Raw genomic sequence first — 23,128 nt, 5'->3', positions numbered from 1 at the left:
CAATGGCCTGGCGCAAGCCGGACCCTGAACTTTCCGCGCTGTTCGGCGCCGCGATCCCGACCGATCCGCGCGTCGAACGGCGCACTATGTTCGGCTGCCCCGCCGCTCTGGTGAATGGCGCGCTGTTCGGCTGCGTGCATCAGGAGAGTTTCGTTCTCAAATTCAGCGAACAGGATCGCGCGCGATTGCGCGATGAATTCGACGCCCATGGCTACGAATTTACTTCAGGCCGCGGCATCCGCGATTTCGTCGCCATGCCCGACGAGATTCTCGACGACCGCCGCCTGCTCGGCGAATGGATCGCGCGCTCGATCGACTATGTCGCGACGAAGAAATCAGCGAAGGCGCCGAAGCGCGTTGCGAAGAAGGTGACGAAGAAACCGCCTGCGAAACGCAAGGCTGCAAAGAAGGTTAGCGCCACCCGTAATTGAAGCTGATCGAGATGCGGTCGTCTTCCGCCTCGTTGAGCGGCACCTCATGGCGCAGCCAGCTCTCCCACAGGAACAGGGTGCGCTCCTGCGGCGCGAGATAGACGAAGCTGCGATTGTCAGGCTTTGCATTCTTTTTGCGCGGCGGCGCCGACATCATGAAGCCAAGACGCGGGTCCTCGAATTTGATCGCGCTCGCGTCTTTGGGAATCGCGACATAGTAGGTGCCGCTGATCGCCGAATGCGGATGGATGTGCGAGGTATGCACGCCGCCCGGCGGCAACACATTGATCCAGATGTCATCGAGCACGAGCTTCTTCGCGCCGAGCTCGAAATCGAGTTCCTTCGCGAAGGCCGCGACATGCTTGTCGAGCTGCTTCACGAGATCGGCGAAATCCGGGAAACGCCAAGGCAGATCATCCAGCGAGGCGTAGGAGGTGTAGCCGGGATAATGATTCTCCTCGCACCATGTCTGGCCCGCCACGTCATCCGCCGCGACCGAGAGACAGGAATTTCTGAGATTCTCATTGAGCTTCGTCGCGCGCGCGCCGGACAGGCGGGCGGAGTAGATACGCGTCGCGAACCGGATGTCGATGCTGGCCATATGTCTCTCTAATTCTGCCCGGGCGGCGTCATGATGCGGCGCAGGCCATCGGGAATGCGAACCGCGCGGCCGTTCTTCACACAGGCGACCGTGACGCTGGCCTCGATCAGAAGATCGTCGCCGCGCTTGACGATCTGATGCAGCAGCATGGAGGCGCCGCGCACTTCGACCGGCGTGGTGATCACCTCGATGATGTCGTCCATGCGCGCGGGCTTCAAATATTCGATGATCATCTTGCGCACGACGAACGCGACGCCTTCGCCATCGGCATGTAATTCACCTTGGTCAGCGCCCTGCGACCTCAACAGCTCCGTGCGTCCACGCTCCATGAAGCGGAGATAGGACGCATGATAGACGACGCCGGAGAAATCGGTGTCCTCGTAATAGACGCGGATCGGGAGGGTATGAACGCCGGCGGAAAATGTCGGCGGCGCCGGACTATTCCTCGTCATTGGCGAACAACCCGAATTGCGCGGGATCGCGCGGCGGCTCCGCGAGGCCGAGATGCCGGAAGGCGTGGCCCGTCAGCAGCCGCCCGCGCGGCGTGCGCTGCACGAATCCTCGCTGGATCAGGAATGGCTCGATGATCTCTTCAATCGCGTCGCGCGGCTCCGACAGCGCCGCTGCGATCGTCTCGATGCCGACCGGTCCGCCGCCGAAATTCTTCGCCACCATGTCGAGATAGCGGCGGTCCATCTGGTCGAGCCCGGCCTGATCGACCTCGAGCAATCTCAGCGATTTGTCCGCCAGCTCACGCGTCACCTCATCGAGGCCGTCGACCACGGCGAAATCGCGCACGCGGCGCAGCAGACGGCCGGCGATGCGCGGCGTGCCGCGCGAGCGGCGCGCGATCTCGTTGGCGCCATCATCGCTCATCTTGAAGCCGAGCACGCGCGCGCCGCGGCGCACGATGAACTCAAGCTCCTCGACCGTGTAGAAATTGAGCCTGACGGGAATGCCAAAACGGTCGCGCAAAGGAGTCGTCAGCAGGCCCGCGCGCGTGGTCGCGCCGATTAGCGTGAATTTCGGCAGATTGATCTTCACCGATCGCGCCGCCGGCCCTTCACCGATGATGAGATCGAGCTCGTAATCCTCCATGGCGGGATAGAGGATTTCCTCGATCGCCGGCTGGAGACGATGAATCTCGTCGATGAAGAGAACGTCGCCCTCTTCGAGATTGGTGAGCTGCGCTGCGAGTTCGCCGCGCTTGGCGATCACCGGTCCGGCCGTAGCGCGGAAATTGACGCCCATCTCGCGCGCGATGATCTGCGCCAGCGTGGTCTTGCCGAGGCCCGGCGGCCCGACGAAGAGGATATGATCGAGCGGCTCGCCGCGCTTCTTCGCGGACTCGATGAACACCTGCAGATTGGCGCGCGCCTGAGCCTGGCCAGTGAAATCGGCGAGCGTCTGCGGACGCAACCGCGCATCCTGCGCGTCGTCCTCGCGCTTTTCTCCGGAGATGAAACGGTGATCGGTCACAATGACGGCCTCAACAGATGTCTGCCGAACCACCAGCAGATCACCGCCGTCAGAACCGATGTCGCGAGCACGAGCAAGCTGAAATCCTGCGGAATATCGAAGATGGATCGCCTTCCGCTATTGGCGTCGTGGAGAGCGGCCGCGCCGCCCGCCCAGACGGCCCATCCCGCCGCGCCGCCCGCGAGCGCGACGAGCAAGGGAACCTCGCCAGCCAGCCGTAAAGCAAAAATACAAATGACGGCGCAAACAAGGCCCGGAATGAATCCAATTACAAAGCCGAAAATAATGCCGAGCCCGATTGTGATCACACCGGAAAATCCAGCAGCCACCGCAACCTGGAAATGAAAGGAATCCGTCAACGCTCCTTGCAACGCCGCAATCAGAAAAAACACGATATATCCAACAAGCGGGCCGCGGATCGCAAACAGTCGGAAAATCCGCATCGTCACAAACTTCTGCTGACGCTGCGGCGCCAGACGATCATCGTCGCGCGCTCCAGCGCCGAAACGACTCCGCTCGCTCACAGCAAAATATCCAGCTCGATCTCGTCCGAGATCGGGATGCCGTTGTCGGCGACGCGCGGAATGCCGGGCTTCAGCTGGCGCACCTCATCCATTGCGTCGCGACGCACCGACCTGATGCGAAAGCCGAGCCGCTGATAAAAGCCCAGCGCATCGAGATTGTCGTTCGAGGTCGACACCTTGATGACCTTGAGACTGCGTTCACGCGCGATCTTCCGCAGCGTCCAGATGAGCGAGAAGCCGATGCCGCGGCGCTTCTCCTCCGCGTCGAGAGTGATGAGCAGCAGCGCATCGCCAGCGCGCGTGAAAGTCGCGACGCCGACGCGATGGCCGCCCGCGTCGTCGACGACCAGCAGCTCCACGTCGGCGGGATCGAAGCGCTGGCCGCCTGCGATCATGAAGGACGCGAACCAGCGACGGCCCCACCAGTTCGCCACGAAAGCCGGATCTTCGATCAGAGCCGGACGCCAGACCTCCTGCATTCCGTCGGTCACCGCGCCAGCTCCTTCAGCCCCTGCCGGATCAGCGATGTTGTCTCGGCCGCCTCTCCGAGGGTCTTCAGCGACGCCGCGATCGCTGCCGCCGCCTGCGGCGAGCCGTAGCCGAGATTGACCAGCGCCGAGACCGCATCCTGCACGTTGGACGGCGCGCGCTTGTCGCCAACGTCGCCGGCGAGCCTGACAACGGCGGCGTCGACCGAGCCGAAGGCAGGCGCCTTGTCCTTCAGCTCCGCCACGATGCGCTGGGCGAGCTTCGGTCCGACGCCCGAGGCGCGGGCCACGGCGGCCTTGTCCTGAGTCCCAATCGCCGTGGCGAGGGCGCCGCTATCGAGCGTCGACAGGATCGCCAGCGCCACCTTGGCGCCGACGCCCTGCACCGTCTGCAGCAGGCGAAACCAGTCGCGCTCGGCATCGGAGCGGAAGCCGAACAGCCGGATCGCGTCCTCGCGCACCTGGGTCTCGATCGCAAGCGCCACCGCCTCGCCGGGCTTCGGCAGGTTCTGCAGCGTGCGCGATGAACAGAAGACGACATAGCCCACGCCCTGCACGTCGACGATGACGAAATCGTCGCCGTAGGAATCGATGAGCCCCTTGAGTTTGCCGATCATAAGGCCTCGTTAGCACGAATCGCCGCCTGCGCGAGGCGTTGCGCGGCGGTCTTCTCTTGACATTCAACAGCCGCATGAGAGGCAGGACGGAAGCCCCGGGCGGCCGCCGCGCGGGTTGAATAAACTTGCGAAGGATCAAGCCGGGGCCAGCCGCCATATGATGATGATCGACCTTCATGGCGGCTTCGGCGAGAAGGGCCGCACATGCGTCGGCGTGCGCGCAGGCGGCCTGCGCCTGCTGCTCGACGCTGGAATCAAGGTCGGAGCCCGACCCGAGAACTATCACCCCGCCCTCGCCGAGGCCGACATCACAGCGATCGACGCGCTGTTCATCTCACACGCCCATGAGGACCATGTCGGCGCGCTGCCCTGGCTGCTGGCGCGTGGATTTCGCGGCCGCATTTTCATGACGGCGGAAGCAAGGGCGGAAACGCCCGCGACACTCGCCGCCTACGCCATGCCTGATGACCTCGCGCGCGCGCCTTTTCCTCTCGATCGCGTCGAATTGTTCAGGCCGGGGCAATCCATCAATCTCGGCGGCGTGACGATCACCACAGGACGATCCGGCCATGTCGCCGGCGGCGTCTGGCTCGCCGTCGAGGCCGATGGCCGACAATTGGTCTATTCCGCCGATATCGCGCCGGACAGCGCTGTCTTCGCCATGGACCCGACGCCGCATTGCGATGCTCTGCTCATTGATGCGTCTTACGGCGTCGATCCAATCTCCGGCGAAGAGCGCGCCGCCACCATCGCCGAATGGGTTGCGCGCCACGCAAGCGGCTGCCTCTTGCCAACGCCGCTTTATGGCCGTTCTCTCGAACTCATCGCGGCGATCGACGCGCCGCTGGCGATTTGCGCCAGCATGCGGCCGGCGCTGCAGGCGCAGATCGCCGCGGCCGATGCGCTTCGCCTTGGGGTTTCTGATCTTCTCGTGAAAAGACTCGCGCAAGCAGAAGATTGGCGCGATGGCGATGCGCTTCCCCGCCGCGCTCTCCTTTGTGACGATGGCATGGGAACGGCGGGGCCGTCCGCCCGACTCATTCCTCGCGCCGATACAGAAGGAATGCCAATTCTTCTGACCGGCCATCTGCCGGCGGGCTCGCCAGGCGATCGAGTCTATCGCGCCGGACGGGCCGACTGGATCCGCATGCCGACCCATCCGACCCTGCCCGGCCTCATCGCCTGCTGGGAGACAGCCGGCCAACCGCTCACGCTCGGCCACTCCTGCGAGAACCCGGCGCTTGAGGAACTGGCCCGCCATATCAACAGGCTGAGCGTCGATCTCGCGACCGGCGACAGCCTCTCGATCTGAACAGCGGGCCGACGTCGAACTCAGCTCGCCGCCATTTTGTTCTTGATGAAGCCAACGATCAGCGTGACGACGAGGCCGGCGATGCCGCCGCCAGCCGCCTGCCCGCTAATATTGGCCGCAATCATCGGAATCAGCGCCGAAAGAATCTGACCTCCGACGCCGCCGCCGACAGCGCCGGCGATGGTGTTGCCGATAGAGCCGAGGCTCATATCCTTCGCCGCGGCGCCGGCGATATTGCCGCCGACAGCGCCGGCGATAAGCTGGGTGATGATGGGCAAAAGCGCTTCCATGGCGTTCTCCTGTCAGTTTTTCGTTTGATCGTCGACCGTGGCGGTTGGCGTATTTTTCTTGATCGATTCAATGGAATCGAGGGCCGACTGCTTCGACTTGTAGCCTTCCGATACGAACATGATTTCGCCGTTCGACGCCTTGAAGCGGAAGCGATATTCGCCCGCCTTGTCCTTATAGAGCTCGAATTTGTACATGACGGCCCTCCCTCATGCCGATTCGGCTGATGGGACATTGATCATATCAACATCATAAAGACGGGCCAGCGCGCGGAGCGGCGCGCCACGCATGCCCGATGCGCGGAATGTCACGCTTGCTTTGCCGGAAGAGAGAATCCGTATAGAATCGGTGTGTCGTCGACAGTGCGAACAAGGCGACTAAAACTTTACGCTCATCGAAGGAAAGAGGCGCCTTCCGCTCAGGGCGATTTCTTCTGGCTGTCGCGCCAGGCCTCATATTCCGGACGCGCCGCCTCCGTGAGCGGATAGTAGCGACGGAGATCGCCGCCCCCAGCCAGACGCAGGCGTGAGAACTCCTCCCATTCGGCGTGCTGGCTCGCAACCTTCAACAACTGCGGCGCGAGCTTGATCGGCACCACGACGGCGCCGTCGTCATCGGCGACGATGATGTCGCCGGGCATCACCATCGTCCCGCCACACGCGATCGGAACATTGACGCCAAATGGAAAGATATTCGTCTGCGAATGAAAATTCGGCGTCACGCCGCGCAGCCACAGGCCAACGCCAAGATCCTTCGCCTTGGAGAAATCGCGGATGCAGCCATCGATCACCACGCCGCCGCCGCCGCGCCCCTTGAAATAGGTGATCATCATCTCGCCGAAGATGCCTGCCGCCGTTTCGCCGCGCGCATCGACGACGACGATGTCGCCGGGCTGCGTATGATAGAGAACGTGCCGATGGAGTTGCTTCTCGGGCTCGGCATATTCGTCGACGAGATAGAGATCTTCGCGCTTCGGCATGCATTGCAGCGTCAGCGCCGGACCGGCGACGGCTTTTCCTGGCGTGAGCGCAATCGGTCCGCAGATATGGGCGCTGCGCACCCCGAGCCTGTTGAGTTCGCTGCTCGCGGTCGCGCTGCCGATGTCGGCGAGCGCGCTCACAAGCTCTTTCGGCGGCCGCTCGATGTCAGACGTCTCGATCATGCGAACCTCCCTCTAGATCACGCCGCATTTTGATTGAATCAATCAAAATGCGGAAACGTGATCGATTCCGAAAGTCTAGAGCATGGCTTTTGCAGCGCGAACGCCAGCGTTCGTCGCGGAAAAACCGGTTCCCACTTTTTCGCGCCATGCTCTAGCGACGTCGCGTCGCTCAAGCGTTGTTTCAAATATGAAACTGAGAGTTTCGGATAAGGACGCTATTCGCGGGCGTGCAACAGGTCAACGACGCGGCTTCAGCCCGACGCCGGAATATCCGCTCCGATCGCAGCCGCCGCTGCGATCACCGCGAGCCTGATCTGCTCAAGGCGGCCACCCTCCGATCCCGCGAGATAGGGCGCGCTGAGCGCCGCAACCACATGACCGTGGGAATCGTGGATGGGCGCGGCGAACGCATGCACGCTTTGCTGATATTCGCCCTTGTCCGCCGCCCATCCCTGCCGCCTGATCTTTGCGAGTTCGGCGCGCAAGCGGCGCGGATCGGCGAACGTTCGGCTGGTGTAAGCAATCAGAGGCGTCGCAAGAGCGCGTTCGAGATCATCATCATCGAGCGAGGCCATCAACGCCTTGCTCGCGGCGCCCGCGTGCAGCGGCAGCTTTTGTCCGGGCGTCACGCTCAGGGCGAATTCGCGATTGCCCTGCATCGCCGCAAGAACGAGCACGCCGTCGCCATCGAGCGCCGACACCTTGCACGCTTCGCCTGTCGCCTGCGACAATCGCTCCAGATGCGGCGCGGCGATGGCGGCGATGTCATAGCGCTGGCCTTCTGCGGCGACGCGCGCCGCAAGCGACAGCAGTCGCGGGCCAAGCGCATAAGCGCTCTCTCCGGCGCGACGCACCATGCCGTGCGTCTCCAGCGAATTGAGGATGCGATAGACTGAGGTGCGCGGCAGCGCGAGCGCCGCCACGAGATCGCGGATGCTGGCGCCCGCCGCGCGTCGCTCCAGCAGGCCAAGCACCTCCATCGCCCGATCGATCGCGGGAATGCGATGCCGGTCGATGGGATCGGTCGCGTCAGAGCGGGACATGGAAGAAACGGCTCCGTTGACTTGGCGTCATCTGTTCATACAATCAAATTACGGAACCAGCCAGTTCAAATATGAACCACGCGCAGTCGTGGCGGCGGGTGCGGTCCATGCGGAGCGACGGCGCGATGAGTGTCGCAAGCGATGTGGGACGGGAGGAGCCGGATGCAGACGATTGTCGGGATCGGCCATGTCGCGATCCGCGTGAAGGATGTCGCGCGCACGCTCAATTTTTATGTCGGCAAGCTCGGCTTCGAGGAGATGCTGCGGCTTGATCGCGATGGGCGATTGTGGCTGCTCTATCTCCGCATCACCGAGACGCAATATCTCGAAGTGTTTCCGGAAGGCGAAGGAGACCGCGCGTCAGGCAAGGAGGCGGTCGGCTTCAACCACATCTGTCTTCAGGTCTCCGATATCGACGCCGCTGTCGCAGAACTGGCAAAACTCGAAATCCCGCTGACCAATCCGCTCAAGACAGGTCTGGACGGCAATCGACAGGCCTGGATCGAGGATCCCGACGGGCACCGCATCGAACTCATGGAAATGGCGCCGGACTGTCTGCAGTTCCAGGGTCTGGCGCGGCTGCGACAGAAGCGAGGCTGAAGCGCGGAGAGCGAAAAGTGCGCATCACGGGACAAAAGGTCTTCGTCGCCAACGCCTCGCGCACGAACGTCGTGTTCGTGAAGCTTTACACGGACGCTGGGATCGATGGCGTCGGCGAAGCGACGCTGGACACGAAGGGCGTCGCCAGCGGCGTCGCGGCGATGCCGGGCTCGGACAAGCGCTCGTGAGGGCCGGCCTCACCTTGTTCGGCGATCTCCTCAGCCGCGACGGCGCGCGTTTCGCCGCGCAGCTCGGCGTGCGCGACGTCGTGATTCATCTCGTGAAATATGGTCGTGGCGCCGACGCCTCCGCTTATCTCAAGGGCGGAGTCGGCCCCATCCTCGGCGATTGCAGCGCCGAGCCTCTCTGGACCTATGACGAGATGGCGAGCGTCGTCTCCATGCTCGCGGAAGAGGGCCTACGCGTCGCCGCGCTCGAGAATTTTTCGCCGAATTTCTGGTCCGACATTCTGCTCGATGGTCCTACTTGGCGCGAACAGATCGACGGGTTGAAGCGTCTTGTCCGCGACGCCGGCCGCGCCGGCATTCCCTGCATCGGATATAATTTCTCGATCGCCGGCGTCTGGGGCTGGACGCGCCGACCGTCAGGTCGCGGCGGCGCGATGACGACCGTCTATGATCGCTCGGCCATCGATCCCGCAGCGAGCATTCCCGACGGGATGGTCTGGAACATGCGCTATCGCGATGCGCGGACCGGCGCGCCTTCCGTCTCCGTCTCGGAAGAAGAATTGTGGGAGCGCTTCGCGCGCTTTCTTCGCGAGCTCCTTCCGGTCGCGGAAGAAGCGCGCGTGACGCTCGCCGCGCATCCCGACGATCCACCCGACCAGATGGTTCGCGGCTCTGGCCGGCTGGTGAACAGCCCGGAGAAATATGATCGCCTGCTGGCGATTTCCGATAGCCCGGCCAACAAGCTCGAATTCTGTATTGGCTCGCTGCAGGAAATGCCCGGCTGCGACATCTACGAGACGACGCGGCGCTTCGCGCGCATGGATCGTATCGCTTACGTTCATTTCCGCAATGTGCGGGGCCGTGTGCCCCGCTACGAAGAAGCCTTCGTCGATGACGGCGATATCGACATGGCTGAGATCGTCCGCATCCTGCATGAAGAAGAATTCGACGGCGTGCTCGTGCCCGACCATGTGCCGGAACTCGCCTGCCCCTCGCCCTGGCATACCGGTCATGCGCACGCGATCGGCTTCATGCGCGCGCTGATTGTGAACGCCGACGCGCTGCGCATCGCTCACGCCTCTCGCGATCTGATTTCGACAAAGGGGAGCCAACGGCTCGGCTCCCGACAGCTCTAGGAGCCGCAATCGGAAAACCGAAAAAGGGAGAGACCAATGAAGGGAATTCCGCGATCCGCTCTCTGGCTTTCAGGCGCCGCGCTCGCGCTCGGCGGAACCTCGGCGCGCGCCGCCGACATCATCTGGTGGGCGCCGAACTGGGGCGAGGCGCGCGCCAGGGAGCTCGCTCAAAAATTCGAAGCGGCGAATCCGGGCGACAAGGTCAAGATTGAAGTCACGGTGTCGGACGGCCTGCAGAACAGGGTGCTTGTCGCGCTGAAATCAGGATCGCCGCCTGATCTCATCGAAATCCAGAATGGCTGGAACATTCCCTTCGCCGCGACCGGCGCGCTGATGCCGCTCGACGACATCTATGCGAGGAACAAGATCGACACAGCCGATTTCGCGCCCGCCGCGCTCAATCTCTCGAAATTCGACGGCAAGATCTACGGCATTCCCTACCGCATCGAGGCGCATGCGATCTATTACAACAAGGGCGCCTACAAAGAGGCCGGCCTTGATCCTTCCAAGCCACCGAAGACATGGCCGGAGTTGGTCGACGTGGCGAAGAAGCTCACCAAGACGGTCAACGGCAAGCCGCAATATGGCTTTGGCATCACCGGCGGTGGGGAATTCGGCAACACCGCTTTCCGCAGCGTTCCCTTCATCTGGATGAATGGCGGCTCGTTGCTCTCCGACGACATGAAGCAAGTGATCGTCAATCAGAAGCCAGCGGTCGAAGCGGTCGAATTCTACACCAACATGCTCACAAAGGAGAAAGTCTCTCCTCCTTCCACGCTGCAGAATGACGGCACGGCGTTGCGTCGCCTCTTCATCGCGGGAACGGTCGCGCAATATCAGTCCGGCCAGTTCGATCTTGATTCCATCAAGAAAGAGAATCCCTCGATCGAAATCGGCGTGATGCCAATCCCGACGCCGCCGGGAAAAACTCCTGCTGCGCTGCTGGGCGGCTGGACTTTCGTGGTCCCCGCCGGCTCGAAGAACAAGGACGGCGCGGCGAAACTCATCGCCTTCCTCGCCCAGACCGACAATATGGGTTTCTACACCGACACGTTTCCGGCGCGGACATCATCCATGAGCCTGCCCCGCTTCCAGGCGCCCGAGCTTCAGGCGTTCAAGGAAATGCTGCCCTTCGCCCGTCCGGCGCCGCCGCATCGCAACTGGGTGCAGATCACACAGGTCTATTTCAACAATATCCAGCGCGTACTGCTGGGCGAAACGACGGCGCAAAAGGCGATGGACGACGCAGCGTCCGAAATCAAATCGCTGCTCGACTGAATGAAGAAGACGCGGCCCGCATGCCGGGCCGCGCGGTCTTCATGAGCAGTAGAAATCCGCAACGCACGGGCTTTCTGTTCGCGCTTCCGGCGCTGCTCGCGCTCGCGCTGCTCATCGTCTATCCCCTGCTCCATACGGCGGCGCTCAGCGCGATGGATGATTCCGGCCGCTATGTCGGCTCGCGCAACTATGAGCGCATCGTCGCCTCCTCGGTGACGCTGGCCGCGTTGTGGAACACCTTCTACTATGTCGGCGCTTCGCTCGTGCTGCAGATGACGATCGGCGCAGCGGTCGGCATCATGCTCAACCAGAAATTCCGCGCCCGTGGGCTGGCGCGCTCGCTGATCCTCGTTCCCTGGATCGTGCCCGGCATCGTCGCCGCCACGACCTGGGCGTGGATGTTCCATTCCGAATTCGGAATCGTGAATTACATGCTGCAGACCGCAGGCGTCGTCGACGGGCCGGTCGGGTGGCTGACCTCGCCGCAACTTGTGCTCCCGTCTCTCATCGCAGTGAATGTGTGGAAGATGTTTCCCTTCGTTGCAGTGATGGTGCTCGCCGGGTTGCAGGCGGTGCCAGATTCTCGCTACGAGGCGGCCCGTATGGACGGCGCGAACTTCATGGACGAAGTGCGCTACGTCATGATTCCACATCTCAGGCCGATCCTCTTTGCGATCACGCTGCTGCTGCTGATCTGGGGGCTGAATGGAATCACGCTGATCTACGCCATGACCAAGGGCGGACCCGCCAACCGCTCGTTGATCACACCGATCCAGATCTACAAGCAGGCGTTCGAGTTCTTCCGCTTCGGCGAGGCCGCGGCGCTGTCGGTGATGTTCTTCGGCGTCGTCCTTGTTCTGATCGCGATCTATATCTGGCTGCTCGGCCGCCGGAGCGAGACCTGACATGGCGGCGCTCGGCCAAAGATCGCGCCTCATCTATCTGCCGGTGTCGCTGGCCGTCGCAACGAGCCTGTTCCCGTTCGCCTGGATGGCGCTGTCATCGATCAAGACGCTGCGCGAGCTTTATACAGTGCCGCCCGCCTGGCTGCCGCAGGCGCCGACTTTCGTGAATTATTGGAAGGTGCTTACGGAATCGAACATTCCGCGTTATTTTCTTAACAGCCTCGTCATCTCGACGGGCTCGACCGTGATTGCGATCGCGCTGGCGATCTTTGCGGCCTATGGCTTCGCGCGCTTTCGGTTCGCCGGAAAGGCCTGGTGCGAGGCGTTCGTACTGATTGGCCAGTTGCTGCCGACCGCGGCAATCATCGTGCCGCTCTATATCGTGCTGGGAAAGCTCGGCCTCGCCAACACCTGGCTTGGCCTGATCCTGGTCTATCTCATTCTGACATTGCCGCTCAGCGTCTGGATGCTGATCGGCTATTTCAGCGCAATTCCCGTCGAGCTTGAGGAAGCCGCCATTGTCGATGGCGCATCCCGCGTCGGCGTCCTCACGCGGATCACTTTGCCGCTCTCGCTGCCGGGAATCGTCGCCGTCGTGATCTACGCTTTCGTGACCACTTGGAACGAATTCATCTTCGCGCTCTGCCTCGCAACCGACAGCCGCGCGAAGACGCTCCCGATTGGCCTCTCCGAATTCTCGACCGAATTCAACACCGACTGGGGCGCCGTCATGGCTGCATCGATGCTGATGACATTGCCTGTTATCGCAATGTTTCTCGCGATGCAGCGGCTTTTCATCGATGGCCTCACGGCCGGCGCGACGAAGGGTTGACGGGTGCTCTCAGCGCTCCGCGAGAATGCGCGCATTGGCGCGCACCGAGGCTTCGCTGACGCGAATGCCCAGCCCGGGCCCATTCGGCACGATGACATGGCCGTCGCGATTTTCGACGCGCTCTTCAAGCACGTCCTCGGTCAGGACGTGATGCGGCATATAGAATTCGCAACCCAGCGAAACGCCCGGCGTCGCCGCGATGAACTGCGTGCCTGCCGCAAGCGCGATCCCGCCTTCCCAGAGCGTACCGCCATAGCCTGGAAGACCCGCAGTATCCGCAATCGCCATGATCCCCTGCGCCTTCAGGAGGCCGCCGGCTTTCATGAGTTTCACGGAGATGGCGTTCGCCGCCTTGAGGCGCACGATCTCCATGAGATCGCGGCTGTCAAAGCAGCTTTCATCCGCCAGAACAGGCGTGTCGAGCGCCACGACAAAGGACGCCATGGCGTCGAGATTGTCGCGCGGCACCGGCTGTTCGATGAAGGTCGGCGCAAAACGATCGACATCGCGAAGAATCTTGATCGCGCCGAAAGGCTTGAGCGCCTGATTGTAGTCGAGGCGCAGATCGATTCGGTCGCCGAACTCGCTTCGCATCGCTTCGAGATGAGCGATGTCTTCCCTGTGCGGCTTGACGCCCGTCTTGACCTTGAAGATGACGTTGCCCTGCGGGACCATCGCCCGCATACGATCCATGTCGGCGGCGAAATCGGGATCGGCGATCGAGAAAGACAATGGAATGCGGTCGCGCACGCGGCCGCCAAGCAAATCCGCAACAGACAGCCTGCTCGACTTCCCGACAATGTCGAGCATCGCCATTTCCACGGCGACCTTGGCTTCGCCATGACCGACGATCGCGCGATCGAGCTCGGCCATCAGCGCGCGGACGCGCTTCACGGGCTTTCCCAGAATGATCGGGCGCAAATAGATGTCGAGCGCCGCAAACGCGGCTTCGGCTGTTCCGGTGAAGACTTCCCACGGCGCTGCTTCGCCCCAGCCGACGACGCCGTCGCTCGCCGTCATTTCGATCAGCACGCGCTTGACCGAGCCCTTGACGTTGCCGACGCCTTGCAGGCGCGCCATCTTGATCGGACTTTCGATCAGAAAGAGGCGGAAGCGCTCGATCGTCGCGGCGCTCATGCCAGGCCTCCATTGACGTGCCAGATCTGGCCGGTGACGTAGGACGCGGCCGGCGAGAGAAGAAATGCGATCACCGCTGCGACCTCATCGGGGCGGCCGCGCCGCTTGAGTGGAATGGCCGCCTGTGCGCGCGCGATCGCCTCGGGATCGAGCTTGCCCGCATGGCCCGCATCCTTCTCGATCAGCCCCGGCGCAACCGCATTCACGACCACGCCGTCCGCGGCCAGTTCGCGCGCCAGCAATCTCACCATCGCCTCCAGCGCGGCGCGGCTGGCGGCCGACGCGGCGAACGGCGTGAATTCGGGCCGGATCACATGCGCCACGAAAGACGAGACGGCGACGATGCGCGGATCGCTCGCTGTCCTCAGCATCGGCTTCGCGAGCTCCGTCAGCCGCAGAAGCGAAGTCACGGATTCATCGACCGCCTTGTGCAGGCTTTCAGCGCTGAGCGCGGACGGCTCGCCGCGATGCGCCGCGCCACCGACGAGCGCAAGCGCATTGAGCTGGCCGAACGCGTCTCTAGCCTCTTGAACGAGGCGCATAATCGTATCCGCATTGGCAAGATCGCCAACGCCGCAAATGACTTCGGCGCCGCGCGCTCTCGCTTCGCGCGCGACATCTTCGAGGCCGGCGGCGTTGGAGCCCGTATGCAGCGCAAGACCCACATCGGGACCCGCCAATTGCAGGGCGGTCGCGCGACCGATGCCGCTCGCCGCGCCGGTGATGAGAAAAACGCGCTTGCGATCGGACTTCACGGCGACGCATCCAGCGGCGGCGACGCGCCGCGATGGAAATGGCTGAGAAAGGATCGGGTCGCGGCTTCGCGCGGGCGGTCGATCACCGCGCGCGCCGGCCCTTCTTCCACCACCACGCCGTCGCGCATGAACACCACCCGGTCGGCGACTTCGCGCGCGAAAGCGATCTCATGTGTGACGATGACCATCGTCATTCCTTCAGACGCCAGCTTGCGGATCACGGCGAGCACTTCGCCAACGAGTTCCGGATCAAGCGCCGACGTCGCCTCGTCAAACAGCATCACGTCGGGCTCCATCGCGAGAGCGCGCGCAATCGCCACACGCTGCTTTTGCCCGCCTGACAACGTGTTCGGATATTGATTTGCGCGATCGGCAAGACCAACCTTTTCAAGCTGCGCGCGCGCCAATCTCTCCGCATCCGGTTTCGACATCTTGCGGACGATGACAGGCGCCTCCATCACATTTTGCAGCGCGGTCATGTGCGGGAACAGATTGAAGTGCTGGAAGACCATCCCCGTGCGCGCGCGAAACGACGCAAGCGTGCGCGCACTCGGCGCCGAATGGCCGCGTCCGAACTCGAAGCGCGAGTCGCCCACGCGGATGGTTCCGCCATCGGGGGCGACGAGCAGATTGATGCAGCGAAGCAGCGTCGATTTTCCCGAGCCCGAAGGGCCGATCAGAGCGACCACGCCGCCGGGCTGCACGGCGAGGCTGATATCCCTGAGGACTTCGAGCTTGCCGAAGCGTTTGCGGATCGATGCGATCTCGACCTTCGCTCCAGGTGAGGCGGCCGCGCTCATCCGCTCACCGCCAGACGCTTCTCGCCATAACGGACGAGGATGGTGAGCGGGAACAGGATGATGAAATAGGCGACTGCGACCGCCGTATAGGTCTCCAGCGGGCGGAAGCTGTCATGGGCGGCGATCTGGCTCTGATAGACGAGATCAGGCACCGCCAGAACGGAAACCAGCGAGGTGTTCTTGAACTGGATGATCGACTGATTCATCAGCGCCGGGATCATGCGCTTGATCGCCTGGGGCAGCACGATGCGCCGCATGGTCTGGCTCGGCAACATGCCGAGCGCCGCGCCCGCTTCACTCTGGCCGGAATCAATCGAGACGATGCCGCCGCGAATGATCTCGGCGTAGAACGAGCCGCCATAAAGCGACAATGCGAGAAGCGATGCTGTGACCGGCGTCATCTCGACGCCGGCGAGAATAGGCAGCGCGTAATAGCACCAGATGAGCTGCACCAGGATCGGCGTGCAGCGGAACAGCTCCACGAAGCCCAGCGCTATCAGGCGAACGCCGGCATATCGCGAGAGGCTGCCCATTGCGGCGATAAGACCGGCGACGAGGCCAAGCGCGACAATCGCCGCCGTGAACGCGACGGTGACGCCAAGACCGTTCAGCAGGAGCCAGCGATAGCTCCACAGGATCGAAAAATCCCACTGATACATAAGCCGTTCCGCTTCCTGCGTCCGGAGCCGCGGCGCCGAGGACGCTGCGGCTCCCTTTGCGCTCTAAACGAAGCGCCAGCTCAGATCGATACGCCCGGCGGGAAATCAGCCTCCGTTACGCCAACCAGCTCCATGTTGGTGATGATCGCCGAGCGGATGAAGCCGAGGCCACGATTGAAGTCGATCCAGGTATTGACGAAATCGCGCCACGTCTTGTCAGCCTCGCGACGGAAGCCGGCGTTCGAGGTGGTCGAGAAGATCGGCGTCGGCAGCATAAACTGGCCAAGCGACGAATTCTTCTTCAGCACCGTCAGAGCGAGAACGAAGACGAGGCACTGCGCGTCAACGCGACCGGCCTGCAAGGCGGCGGTCGCATCGTCCGCAGTCTTGAGGCGCGTGATCTGCGCTTTTGGCGCCAGCCGGGTCACGACCTGATCATGCGAGGAGCCAGCGTCCACCGCAATGCGAATGTCGGGGCTGTTGAGCTCCGCCCAGCTCTTCGGCTTGAAGTCCTTCTTGGTGATGAAGCTGAAGGCGTTGTTGAAGCAGGGCACCGAGAAATCGATGACCAGCGCGCGCTTGGGCGTCGGATTGAGGCCAAAGAAGATGTCGACCTTGTTCGACTGGAGGTCGAGGACCGAGTTGCCCCATGTCGTCTCGATGATGTCGAGTTCAGCCTCGAGCTCTTCAGCCAGCGCCTTGCAGATGTCGATATAGAATCCGCGCCATTTCCCCGAGGAGATATCCTTGTCGTAGTAGGGCGCGCCGCCCGGAATGGCGCCGATGCGCAGCTTCTTGGTGCGACGGATGCGGTCGAAAGTCGTCTCCGCCGCCGGAGGCGTCTGGGCGACCGCCGGCGACGCGAGGCCGACCGTCATGGCGCCGAGCGCGCCCGCTCCCACGATCGTTGCGATATCCCTGCGCGAAACCATGATGATCCCCCTTGTGACTGGCCGTTCGCTGGCTGACTACCTACGGGATAGCCCGCCGGACCGGAAGTCCCTAATTCAGGGCGGATTCCGCCGCATTTTCACGCAGCCTGACCTTGCCGTCGTGCGGAGCCGGACAGTCGATTTCCGTTTTGTGGAACACGCCCTGAAGCCGGGGCGCGCTCCAAAGCGATCAGCCCCAAACCTCTCTGGCCACGTCGACGATCATTTCGAGCTTCGCCCACTGCTCGGCCTCGGCCAGCGTGTTGCCTTCCTGCGTTGAGGCGAAGCCACATTGCGGCGAGAGGCAGAGCTGATCGAGATCGGCGTGCTTCGCCGCTTCATCGATGCGGCGGTGGACTGCGTCCTTCGTCTCAAGCTCGCCCGTCTTGGAGGTGACGAGACCAAGCACCACATGCTTGCCCTTCGGCAGGAAGCGCAGCGGCTCGAATCCGCCGGCGCGGTCGGTGTCCCATTCCATGAAATAGCCGTCGACCGGCATCGCGTTGAAGAGCGTGTCCGCGACCGGCTCGTAGCCCCCTGACGCGATGAAGGTCGAACGGAAATTGCCGCGGCAAAGATGCATGGTGATGGTGAGATCATCGGGCTTGTCGGCGAGCGCGCGCCGCACCATGCCGGCATAGATCTCCGCCTGATGTTCAGGATCGTCGCCGCGATCGGCCAGCATCTTGCGCTGTTCCGGATCGCAGAGATAGGCGAAGGAAATATCGTCGAGCTGGAGATAACGGCAACCGGCGTCATAGAACGCCTTCACCGCCTTGGCGTAGGCCGCGCCCACATCGGCGTAGAAGGCGTCCATCTCGGGATAAAGCCCCATGTTGATCATCTTCCGGCCGCCGCGATAGTGCAGCATGCTTGGACCGGGAATGGTCATCTTCGCGACGCGGCTGGTGTTGTCTTTCACGAAGCGGAAGTGATCGATCATGGGATGGCCCGAGAAACCGACCTTCCCCGTGACGCGCAACGCCTTGGGAACGCCGACGCCGCCTTTGAAATTCATGCCGGAGTCGCCGTCGATCGATGTGACGCCATCGAGCTGCTCAAGAAAATCGAAATGCCAGTAGGCGCGCCGAAATTCACCGTCGGTCACCGCCTGCAGCCCGATCTCCTCCTGACGCTTGATGATTTTGCGGATCTCCTGATCCTCGATCTCGCGCAACGCTTCCGCTGAGATTTCGCCCTTGGCGCGCTTCTCGCGCGCCTCCTTCAACGGCGCGGTGCGCAGCAGGCTGCCGACCATGTCGGCGCGAAACGGCGGCTTGGCGCGCTTCATCGGATTCTCCTTTATCATGCAGGTTCGATCTTGATTGGGTCCGCGGTCGTCATCTCTGGAGCGGCGGTCGCGCAGGCATGCCCCTGACGGTCGCCGCGCCATTTCATCTGGCTGGAAGTCGCATCGATCGACGGAGGAATCAGCGATGCGGCGCCAAGCTCACTTCTTGCGCGCTTCTTTCACCGGGTCCTTCAGTGAAGGCGTCGTCGCGATCTCGACATTGTAGAGCTGGCCGTCGACGCGCTCGACCTTGCGGATATAGATGTTCTGGATGATGTCGCGCGTTTCAGGGTCGATCGAGACAGGCCCGCGCGGACTCGTCCAGCTCAGCCCCTTCATCGCGGCGATCAATGCTTCGCCGCCCTGCCCGTTGGTTTTCTTCAGCGCTTCAATGATGAGATGCATGCCGTCATAGGCGCCGACGCCCATGAAATTCGGTCGCATGCCGTTGTTCTTCTCCGCGAACGCTTTCACGAACGCCTTGTTCTCCGGGCTGTCATGCGCGGCGGAATAGTGATGCGAGGTGATCGCGCCAAGCGCGACATCGCCGACGCCGTTCAGAAGATCATCGTCGGTGACGCTGCCTTCGGCGAGAAAGCGGATGCCGCTCTTGTCGAGGCCGCGTTCGACATATTGGCGCATGAATTGCGCGCCGACGCCTGACGGCACGAAGGCGAGCAGCGCATCAGGCTTCGCGTCTGATATCTTCTGCAGGAAGGGCGCGAAATCCGGATTGGCGAGCGGCACCCGCAGATTCTCGACCTGTCCGCCGGCCTTGGTGAAAGTCTCTGTAAAGGCCTTCTCGACATCGATGCCCGGACCGTAATCGGAGACGATGGTCGTCACGCGCTTGATGCCGTTCTTGGCCGCCCATTCCGCCAGCGGCACGGTCGCTTGCGCCGCAGTGAAGGAGGTGCGCGCGATATAAGGCGACTGATCCGTGATGATCGAAGTGGCCGCCGCCGTCACCACGGCGGGAGTCTTGGCCTGCGTGGCGAGAGGCGCTGTCGCGAGCGCAAGCGGCGTTAGCCCGAAGCCCGCAAGCGCGGTCACCTTGTCGTTGATGATCAATTCCTGCGCGATGCGCTTGGTGACGTCGGCGACGCCGGTGTCGTCCTTCAGCACGAGCTCAATTTTCTTGCCGGCGATCGCGTCGCCATGCTGGGCAAGATAAAGCTTCGCGCCCGCTTCCGCCTGACGGCCGGTGGAGGCGAACGGACCCGTCATCGGCAGGATAAGTCCGATCTTGATCGTCTCCTGCGCGAAGCCCGCGCCCGCCGACGCCACCAGACCGAACAAGGCCGTAGCGGCTAAAATCATTTTCTTCATTTCCAGCTCCTCCCTTGGAATATTGTTATCTGCCGGGGCGTCGTCTGATTAGCGCGGCTCCCGGAATAAGCTCCATGATTGGTTGATTGGCGAGCGCATATTCGAGATTGCGATGCGCGATGCGCGCATGCTCCCGCATGATCGCCTCGGCGCGCGCGCCTTCGCGGCGGCGGATCGCGGTCAGCACGCAGCGATGCTGATCCTGCGCGACGAGCAGGATCGGCGGAGCGTCCGCGCCGCCCTTCTGAACGAGAACAAGCGCGCTTGGCGACGCGAAGGGCAGCGCGTTGGCGCGCTGGATCTGGCGCGTCAGCGCTTCGCTGTCCGAGAAATCGGTCAGCATGTCGTGAAAGCGCGCATTGAGCTCGACATAACGAGAGAGGTCGACGCCATCGCCCGCCCTCAAGACCTCGTCGAGCTGATCGAGCACGGCCGACGCGCGATCGAGTTCGAGAAGAGAGACGCCGCGCTCGGCCGCGAACCGCGCAGCGAGCCCTTCGAGCGTGCCGCGAATCTCGATCGCCTCGAACATCTCGCGTTCGTCGAACGCCTTGACAGCGAAGCCGCCGGACGGGATCGCCTCGAGCAGCCCCTCTTCCTCCAAGCGCACCAGCGCCATGCGAACCGGCGTGCGGGAAACGCCGAGACGGACGACCATCTGTGGTTCGGACACCCGCTCGCCCGGCGAAATCTCGCCGCTGAGCAGCAGCTTGCGCAGGAGAATCTGCGCCTTCAGCGTTTGCGAGAGCGAGCGGTCGCCGGAGGTTTCGTCGATATCGACTGCGGAAGCGGTTGGCGCGCTCATGCGGCGATCCTGTCGGCGGTGTCGATGGTCAGCACGCCGCCCGCCAGGCGCGAAACGCAGGTGCAGAGTTTGGCGTTCTCGGCCTTCTCCTCATCGCTGAAGAAGAAGTCGCGATGATCGACAATACCCTCAGCGTTGAGAATGCGCAGCGCGCAGAGCCCACACTCGCCGCGCCGACAATCGGAAATCATAGCGACGCCGGCCGCCTCCATCGCGTCGAGCATGGACTGATTGACAGGAACCTCGATCTCGACGCCGAGGCGCGGGATTTTCACGGTGAAGGGCGTCGAGGCGAAACGGCCGCTGGCGCCAAACGTCTCGAAGCGCAATTGATCAACGGGCCGGCCGCTATGCGCCCACGCGCGCTTCGCCGCTTCGAGCATGCCGAGCGGCCCGCAGACATAGAATTCGCCGCCGGGCGCAAGACGCGCGATCGCAGCGTCAAGATCAACGCGACCGCCCTCCTCATCGACGAACAATTCGAGTCTGTCGCCGATCTTCTCACGCAGCTCTTCGGCGAAGGCCGCGTCGTCTCGGCTGCGACAGGCGTAAAGCATGCGGAAATCGGCGCCCGATTGCATGAGCGCCAGCGCCATCGAATAGATCGGCGTCACGCCGATGCCGCCGGCAAGCAAAGTATATTGCGGCCTTCTCCGTCCGAGTTCGAAATGGTTGCCCGGGGTCGAAATCGTCAGCCGCGCGCCTGGCGACAGACTCCACATATAGCGCGAGCCGCCGCGCGAATCCGGCAAAAGCTTCACCGCGATGCGATAGACGCCATCGTGGCAGGGGCCGACGACCGAATAAGAGCGCTTGTCGGCGCGGCCGTCGACATGGACCGTCACATTGATATGCGCGCCGGGAGTCGGCGCGACGAACGGTCCAGACGGCTCGATTTCGAAAAGCCTGATATCACGCGCGACGTCGCGCGTTCCGCGCAATGTCGCCTGGCGCCATTCGATCGGGGTCGACGCCATCGCCCTATTCCGCCGCCTGCGCCTGCGATTGGGGCGCCCGCCCCTGCTCGGCGTCGAGGAGATCGTCGATCAGCCGGCGCGCCCACAAGGCGCCGGCGTCGATATTGAGATTATAGAAGGGCAGGCGCGGATTGACGTCAATCGCCTTCTGCTGCGCTTCGAGCACGGCGTGATCCTGATCATAGACGCCATGCCCGTCATTCACATGCGCCGTGTTGATATCGCGCGTGAGCTGTTCGTCATCGCGCCGGAAGGTGCGCACGAAATTCCAGAAATAATGGCAACTCTTGTCTGTCTCGGGCGTGATCGCGGCGAGGAACGCGCCATTGACGCCTTGCGAACGATCGCCCTGCGGCGCGCCGGTTCCGGTGACAGCGACGCCGACATCGCCGACGACGGTCGAGGGCGCCTCGAAGCGGATGATCTGCCAGCGGTCGACATGCGCGCCTGACTTGCCAAGCTGCTTCTTCCAGAAGGGCGGCGGATCGATATTGATCATCCAGCGCGTGATGGTCGCCGTGCGATCGGTGTGCGTCGCCTCGAACGGCGCGCTTGTGATGGCTTCGTCCCCGATGCTGCCGGCATGGACATAGGTCTCGTGGGTGAGATCCATGAGATTGTCGATCACCAGCCGGTAGTCGCATTGCAGGCTGTAGAAGGTCCCGCCTTCGCCCACCCATTCATCACCATCGTTCCAGTGGAAGTCGGGAATCTTCGCGGGATCGGCGAGCGCGGGATCGCCCGGCCAGACCCAGACCAGCCGGTGCTTCTCGGCGGTGGGATAGGCGCGCACGCAGGCTGACGGATTGATGGTTTTCTGCGCCGGCATGTAGGTGCAGCGGCCCTCGGCGTTGAAGATGAGGCCGTGATAGCCGCACACCACTTGATCGCCCTCAAGCCGGCCGAGCGACAGCGGCAGCAGCCGATGCCAGCAGGCGTCCTCGAGCGCGGCGACCTCTCCGTCAGACTTGCGATAGAGCACCATCGCCTTGCCGCAGATGGTTCGGGGAGCCAGTTCCCGCGCGATCTCGCGACCCCAGGCGGCTGCGTACCAGGCGTTCAGCGGAAATGGCTTTCTCTCACTCATTCCAACCTCCCTAAACGCAGGATGTATACATCACCTTTCAATATTTTTGGAGTGAATACAAAAATCGAGCTTAAATAGCAACAGAAATGTCCAGAAACCATCGACATGCTCCTATCTTGTTCTCATACTGTATTCAACATACAAATACTGTTATTACACGCTCATCGGATCAATGCGACCTGCGGGAAACCGCGCAGGCAACGCCGTGATGGTCACGTCGGCGACGATCCCCGCGAGCGCGTAAGGATCGGTTTCCGCAAAGCGTATCGCCGCCTCGCGGCTGTCCGCCTCCAGCACGCCGAAATTGCCGAGCGCCGTTGCGGCGTCATCCTCCGTCAGCGCGCTGCCGATCAGCACGCGCGCGACGCCTCCGCCGCCCGACGCCACATGCGCGCGATGCGCCTCGCGCGTCTTCTCGCGCAGGTCCTCAACGTCAGGCTTGTGGCGGCAGACCATCAGCCAGTAAGCCATG

At 62.9% G+C, this 23,128-nt stretch carries 29 protein-coding genes; 8 read left to right on the top strand and 21 right to left on the bottom strand.

The features are described from left to right. The first annotated feature begins 2 nt into the window (after positions 1-2). On the top strand, positions 3-431 hold the full coding sequence (locus L8F45_RS26575; protein ID WP_342360835.1) for a TfoX/Sxy family protein: 429 nt from the start codon (positions 3-5) through the stop codon (positions 429-431). Here L8F45_RS26575 and L8F45_RS26570 read toward each other — a convergent pair. Genes L8F45_RS26570 through ruvA form a run of 6 tightly spaced genes read right to left on the bottom strand, consistent with a single transcriptional unit; the run spans position 412 to position 4,140 of the window. Beyond that, positions 412-1,032 (bottom strand): TIGR02466 family protein, encoded by a 621-nt coding sequence (locus L8F45_RS26570; RefSeq protein ID WP_342360834.1) that lies wholly within the window; start codon positions 1,030-1,032, stop codon positions 412-414. The two genes, L8F45_RS26575 and L8F45_RS26570, sit on opposite strands and share 20 nt — an antisense overlap. Before the next feature lie 8 nt (positions 1,033-1,040). Continuing rightward, positions 1,041-1,484 (bottom strand): tol-pal system-associated acyl-CoA thioesterase, encoded by a 444-nt coding sequence (gene ybgC, locus L8F45_RS26565; RefSeq protein WP_342360833.1) that lies wholly within the window; start codon positions 1,482-1,484, stop codon positions 1,041-1,043. Further along, a complete protein-coding gene (gene ruvB / locus L8F45_RS26560; protein WP_342360832.1) occupies positions 1,471-2,511 on the bottom strand; it encodes a Holliday junction branch migration DNA helicase RuvB in 1,041 nt (346 codons plus the stop codon). Before ruvB ends, ybgC begins: the two co-directional genes overlap by 14 nt. After that, positions 2,508-3,035, bottom strand: coding sequence for a hypothetical protein (locus L8F45_RS26555; RefSeq protein WP_342360831.1), 528 nt, complete (start codon positions 3,033-3,035; stop codon positions 2,508-2,510). Before L8F45_RS26555 ends, ruvB begins: the two co-directional genes overlap by 4 nt. After that, positions 3,032-3,526 (bottom strand): GNAT family N-acetyltransferase, encoded by a 495-nt coding sequence (locus tag L8F45_RS26550; RefSeq protein ID WP_342360830.1) that lies wholly within the window; start codon positions 3,524-3,526, stop codon positions 3,032-3,034. The genes L8F45_RS26555 and L8F45_RS26550 overlap by 4 nt, the downstream gene beginning before the upstream one ends. Beyond that, positions 3,523-4,140, bottom strand: a complete 618-nt coding sequence (gene ruvA, locus L8F45_RS26545; protein ID WP_342360829.1) for a Holliday junction branch migration protein RuvA — start codon at positions 4,138-4,140, stop codon at positions 3,523-3,525. Before ruvA ends, L8F45_RS26550 begins: the two co-directional genes overlap by 4 nt. A 157-nt stretch (positions 4,141-4,297) precedes the next feature. Between ruvA and L8F45_RS26540 the strand changes: the two genes are divergently transcribed. Further along, positions 4,298-5,452, top strand: coding sequence for an MBL fold metallo-hydrolase (locus L8F45_RS26540; protein WP_342360828.1), 1,155 nt, complete (start codon positions 4,298-4,300; stop codon positions 5,450-5,452). Between the two features lie 20 nt (positions 5,453-5,472). Here L8F45_RS26540 and L8F45_RS26535 read toward each other — a convergent pair whose 3' ends face one another. The 4 genes from L8F45_RS26535 to L8F45_RS26520 form a co-directional block, all read right to left on the bottom strand. Continuing rightward, positions 5,473-5,742, bottom strand: a complete 270-nt coding sequence (locus L8F45_RS26535; protein WP_342360827.1) for a hypothetical protein — start codon at positions 5,740-5,742, stop codon at positions 5,473-5,475. Between the two features lie 12 nt (positions 5,743-5,754). After that, complete coding sequence (locus tag L8F45_RS26530) at positions 5,755-5,937, bottom strand: YegP family protein (protein WP_342360826.1); 183 nt, start codon at positions 5,935-5,937, stop codon at positions 5,755-5,757. 221 nt (positions 5,938-6,158) lie between these two features. After that, the gene (locus tag L8F45_RS26525) at positions 6,159-6,902 is read right to left on the bottom strand and encodes a ribonuclease activity regulator RraA (protein WP_342360825.1); all 744 of its coding nucleotides are present in this window, start codon (positions 6,900-6,902) and stop codon (positions 6,159-6,161) included. A 251-nt stretch (positions 6,903-7,153) separates the two neighbouring features. Beyond that, positions 7,154-7,945, bottom strand: coding sequence for an IclR family transcriptional regulator (locus L8F45_RS26520; protein WP_342360824.1), 792 nt, complete (start codon positions 7,943-7,945; stop codon positions 7,154-7,156). Positions 7,946-8,107: 162 nt separating this feature from the next. Here L8F45_RS26520 and L8F45_RS26515 point away from each other — a divergent pair, with 162 nt between their 5' ends. The 6 genes from L8F45_RS26515 to L8F45_RS26490 are packed head-to-tail and all read left to right on the top strand — an operon-like array spanning position 8,108 to position 12,884. Next, on the top strand, positions 8,108-8,545 hold the full coding sequence (locus L8F45_RS26515; protein ID WP_342360823.1) for a VOC family protein: 438 nt from the start codon (positions 8,108-8,110) through the stop codon (positions 8,543-8,545). 17 nt (positions 8,546-8,562) lie between these two features. Continuing rightward, complete coding sequence (locus L8F45_RS26510) at positions 8,563-8,733, top strand: hypothetical protein (protein ID WP_342360822.1); 171 nt, start codon at positions 8,563-8,565, stop codon at positions 8,731-8,733. Next, positions 8,730-9,869, top strand: coding sequence for a mannonate dehydratase (locus L8F45_RS26505; RefSeq protein WP_342360821.1), 1,140 nt, complete (start codon positions 8,730-8,732; stop codon positions 9,867-9,869). Before L8F45_RS26510 ends, L8F45_RS26505 begins: the two co-directional genes overlap by 4 nt. A 36-nt stretch (positions 9,870-9,905) precedes the next feature. Beyond that, the gene (locus L8F45_RS26500; RefSeq protein WP_342360820.1) at positions 9,906-11,147 is read left to right on the top strand and encodes an ABC transporter substrate-binding protein; all 1,242 of its coding nucleotides are present in this window, start codon (positions 9,906-9,908) and stop codon (positions 11,145-11,147) included. 41 nt (positions 11,148-11,188) lie between these two features. Continuing rightward, positions 11,189-12,052: a carbohydrate ABC transporter permease gene (locus L8F45_RS26495; protein ID WP_342360819.1), complete on the top strand. Its 864-nt coding sequence runs from the start codon at positions 11,189-11,191 to the stop codon at positions 12,050-12,052. A 1-nt stretch (position 12,053) separates the two neighbouring features. Beyond that, positions 12,054-12,884, top strand: coding sequence for a carbohydrate ABC transporter permease (locus L8F45_RS26490; RefSeq protein ID WP_342360818.1), 831 nt, complete (start codon positions 12,054-12,056; stop codon positions 12,882-12,884). A 9-nt stretch (positions 12,885-12,893) separates the two neighbouring features. On the opposite strand, the gene L8F45_RS26485 is transcribed toward L8F45_RS26490, so the two are convergent. From L8F45_RS26485 to L8F45_RS26435, 11 genes are all read right to left on the bottom strand, one after another. Beyond that, the gene (locus L8F45_RS26485) at positions 12,894-14,021 is read right to left on the bottom strand and encodes an enolase C-terminal domain-like protein (protein WP_342360817.1); all 1,128 of its coding nucleotides are present in this window, start codon (positions 14,019-14,021) and stop codon (positions 12,894-12,896) included. Continuing rightward, positions 14,018-14,776 (bottom strand): SDR family NAD(P)-dependent oxidoreductase, encoded by a 759-nt coding sequence (locus L8F45_RS26480; protein ID WP_342360816.1) that lies wholly within the window; start codon positions 14,774-14,776, stop codon positions 14,018-14,020. Before L8F45_RS26480 ends, L8F45_RS26485 begins: the two co-directional genes overlap by 4 nt. Beyond that, positions 14,773-15,576 (bottom strand): amino acid ABC transporter ATP-binding protein, encoded by an 804-nt coding sequence (locus L8F45_RS26475; RefSeq protein ID WP_342360815.1) that lies wholly within the window; start codon positions 15,574-15,576, stop codon positions 14,773-14,775. Before L8F45_RS26475 ends, L8F45_RS26480 begins: the two co-directional genes overlap by 4 nt. Beyond that, positions 15,573-16,235, bottom strand: a complete 663-nt coding sequence (locus L8F45_RS26470; protein WP_342360814.1) for an amino acid ABC transporter permease — start codon at positions 16,233-16,235, stop codon at positions 15,573-15,575. Before L8F45_RS26470 ends, L8F45_RS26475 begins: the two co-directional genes overlap by 4 nt. Before the next feature lie 80 nt (positions 16,236-16,315). After that, on the bottom strand, positions 16,316-17,167 hold the full coding sequence (locus L8F45_RS26465) for a transporter substrate-binding domain-containing protein (RefSeq protein ID WP_342360813.1): 852 nt from the start codon (positions 17,165-17,167) through the stop codon (positions 16,316-16,318). A 190-nt stretch (positions 17,168-17,357) separates the two neighbouring features. Then, the gene (locus tag L8F45_RS26460) at positions 17,358-18,458 is read right to left on the bottom strand and encodes a 5-methyltetrahydropteroyltriglutamate--homocysteine S-methyltransferase (RefSeq protein ID WP_342360812.1); all 1,101 of its coding nucleotides are present in this window, start codon (positions 18,456-18,458) and stop codon (positions 17,358-17,360) included. A gap of 159 nt (positions 18,459-18,617) precedes the next feature. Then, a complete protein-coding gene (locus tag L8F45_RS26455) occupies positions 18,618-19,787 on the bottom strand; it encodes an ABC transporter substrate-binding protein (protein WP_425329968.1) in 1,170 nt (389 codons plus the stop codon). 25 nt (positions 19,788-19,812) lie between these two features. After that, positions 19,813-20,592: a GntR family transcriptional regulator gene (locus tag L8F45_RS26450; RefSeq protein ID WP_342360811.1), complete on the bottom strand. Its 780-nt coding sequence runs from the start codon at positions 20,590-20,592 to the stop codon at positions 19,813-19,815. Beyond that, positions 20,589-21,569: a PDR/VanB family oxidoreductase gene (locus L8F45_RS26445; RefSeq protein WP_342360810.1), complete on the bottom strand. Its 981-nt coding sequence runs from the start codon at positions 21,567-21,569 to the stop codon at positions 20,589-20,591. The genes L8F45_RS26450 and L8F45_RS26445 overlap by 4 nt, the downstream gene beginning before the upstream one ends. A 4-nt stretch (positions 21,570-21,573) precedes the next feature. Beyond that, complete coding sequence (locus L8F45_RS26440; RefSeq protein WP_342360809.1) at positions 21,574-22,656, bottom strand: aromatic ring-hydroxylating dioxygenase subunit alpha; 1,083 nt, start codon at positions 22,654-22,656, stop codon at positions 21,574-21,576. A gap of 153 nt (positions 22,657-22,809) precedes the next feature. Then, the gene (locus L8F45_RS26435) at positions 22,810-23,127 is read right to left on the bottom strand and encodes a YciI family protein (RefSeq protein WP_342360808.1); all 318 of its coding nucleotides are present in this window, start codon (positions 23,125-23,127) and stop codon (positions 22,810-22,812) included. Position 23,128: the final 1 nt, after the last annotated feature.

It is taken from the genome of Terrirubrum flagellatum, assembly GCF_022059845.1.
Taxonomy (GTDB): Bacteria; Pseudomonadota; Alphaproteobacteria; order Rhizobiales; family Beijerinckiaceae; genus Terrirubrum; species Terrirubrum flagellatum.
The sequence above is the reverse complement of the archived record's forward strand: the minus strand, read 5'-3'. Positions and strand labels throughout refer to the sequence as shown.

Bases quoted from the DNA above. Each gene is read 5' to 3' on its own strand.
- L8F45_RS26440 (WP_342360809.1), bottom strand. From the start codon at position 22,656: ATGAGTGAGAGAAAGCCATTTCCGCTGAACGCCTGGTACGCAGCCGCC.
- L8F45_RS26530 (WP_342360826.1), bottom strand. From the start codon at position 5,937: ATGTACAAATTCGAGCTCTATAAGGACAAGGCGGGCGAATATCGCTTC.
- L8F45_RS26495 (WP_342360819.1), top strand. From the start codon at position 11,189: ATGAGCAGTAGAAATCCGCAACGCACGGGCTTTCTGTTCGCGCTTCCG.
- L8F45_RS26515 (WP_342360823.1), top strand. From the start codon at position 8,108: ATGCAGACGATTGTCGGGATCGGCCATGTCGCGATCCGCGTGAAGGAT.
- L8F45_RS26525 (WP_342360825.1), bottom strand. From the start codon at position 6,902: ATGATCGAGACGTCTGACATCGAGCGGCCGCCGAAAGAGCTTGTGAGC.
- L8F45_RS26465 (WP_342360813.1), bottom strand. From the start codon at position 17,167: ATGGTTTCGCGCAGGGATATCGCAACGATCGTGGGAGCGGGCGCGCTC.
- L8F45_RS26520 (WP_342360824.1), bottom strand. From the start codon at position 7,945: ATGTCCCGCTCTGACGCGACCGATCCCATCGACCGGCATCGCATTCCC.
- L8F45_RS26570 (WP_342360834.1), bottom strand. From the start codon at position 1,032: ATGGCCAGCATCGACATCCGGTTCGCGACGCGTATCTACTCCGCCCGC.
- ybgC (WP_342360833.1), bottom strand. From the start codon at position 1,484: ATGACGAGGAATAGTCCGGCGCCGCCGACATTTTCCGCCGGCGTTCAT.
- L8F45_RS26435 (WP_342360808.1), bottom strand. From the start codon at position 23,127: ATGGCTTACTGGCTGATGGTCTGCCGCCACAAGCCTGACGTTGAGGAC.
- L8F45_RS26575 (WP_342360835.1), top strand. From the start codon at position 3: ATGGCCTGGCGCAAGCCGGACCCTGAACTTTCCGCGCTGTTCGGCGCC.
- L8F45_RS26470 (WP_342360814.1), bottom strand. From the start codon at position 16,235: ATGTATCAGTGGGATTTTTCGATCCTGTGGAGCTATCGCTGGCTCCTG.
- ruvA (WP_342360829.1), bottom strand. From the start codon at position 4,140: ATGATCGGCAAACTCAAGGGGCTCATCGATTCCTACGGCGACGATTTC.
- L8F45_RS26475 (WP_342360815.1), bottom strand. From the start codon at position 15,576: ATGAGCGCGGCCGCCTCACCTGGAGCGAAGGTCGAGATCGCATCGATC.
- L8F45_RS26455 (WP_425329968.1), bottom strand. From the start codon at position 19,787: ATGAAGAAAATGATTTTAGCCGCTACGGCCTTGTTCGGTCTGGTGGCG.
- L8F45_RS26445 (WP_342360810.1), bottom strand. From the start codon at position 21,569: ATGGCGTCGACCCCGATCGAATGGCGCCAGGCGACATTGCGCGGAACG.
- L8F45_RS26540 (WP_342360828.1), top strand. From the start codon at position 4,298: ATGATGATGATCGACCTTCATGGCGGCTTCGGCGAGAAGGGCCGCACA.
- L8F45_RS26500 (WP_342360820.1), top strand. From the start codon at position 9,906: ATGAAGGGAATTCCGCGATCCGCTCTCTGGCTTTCAGGCGCCGCGCTC.
- L8F45_RS26485 (WP_342360817.1), bottom strand. From the start codon at position 14,021: ATGAGCGCCGCGACGATCGAGCGCTTCCGCCTCTTTCTGATCGAAAGT.
- L8F45_RS26535 (WP_342360827.1), bottom strand. From the start codon at position 5,742: ATGGAAGCGCTTTTGCCCATCATCACCCAGCTTATCGCCGGCGCTGTC.
- L8F45_RS26450 (WP_342360811.1), bottom strand. From the start codon at position 20,592: ATGAGCGCGCCAACCGCTTCCGCAGTCGATATCGACGAAACCTCCGGC.
- L8F45_RS26490 (WP_342360818.1), top strand. From the start codon at position 12,054: ATGGCGGCGCTCGGCCAAAGATCGCGCCTCATCTATCTGCCGGTGTCG.
- L8F45_RS26460 (WP_342360812.1), bottom strand. From the start codon at position 18,458: ATGAAGCGCGCCAAGCCGCCGTTTCGCGCCGACATGGTCGGCAGCCTG.